Here is a 449-nt window from a genome sequence, read left to right on the forward strand (position 1 = left end):
TAATCGTAAAACCCTGACACCGACACGCTCATTACCCGGCACAACATACGCACCGGAAATTGAGCCCGTTCAACAGCGACGAAGCCGTATCTCACCTGGACTCTCTGGCAAAGAATACCGCCGCCTTTTTTAGGATGTCGCGCTCCATCTTCAGCTCGGCAACCTCTGCTCGCAGTCGCGCCAGCTCGCTGTCCTCCTTGGTGATGGGACGACGCTCCGGGGAACTCAATGGCGACCCCTTGCGCGAGGCATCGACCCAGTTGTCCAGGGTTTTGACGGATATCTCCAACTGTCGCGCGGCTTCTGTCCTGCCAACTTCCTCGGCCAGCGCAACAGCTTGGGTTTTGAACTCATCGGTGTAGTTACGGCGAGTACGTGGGTACATGGCAACCTCCAGGATAGCGATGTAAGTATCGCTTCTTGGCGTCCGTTGTCATGGGACAGGCCCA

Annotated in this window: 1 protein-coding gene; it reads right to left on the reverse strand. The window is 57.0% G+C overall.

Features of this window, described 5'->3' with window-relative positions:
- Positions 1-91: 91 nt before the first annotated feature.
- Positions 92-385, reverse strand: coding sequence for a transposase (locus ABOA88_RS24035; RefSeq protein WP_325927641.1), 294 nt, complete (start codon positions 383-385; stop codon positions 92-94).
- Between the last annotated feature and the right edge of the window lie 64 nt (positions 386-449).

The sequence above is a fragment of the Pseudomonas sp. PKS genome, assembly GCF_051913525.1.
Taxonomy (GTDB): Bacteria; Pseudomonadota; Gammaproteobacteria; order Pseudomonadales; family Pseudomonadaceae; genus Aquipseudomonas; species Aquipseudomonas guariconensis_D.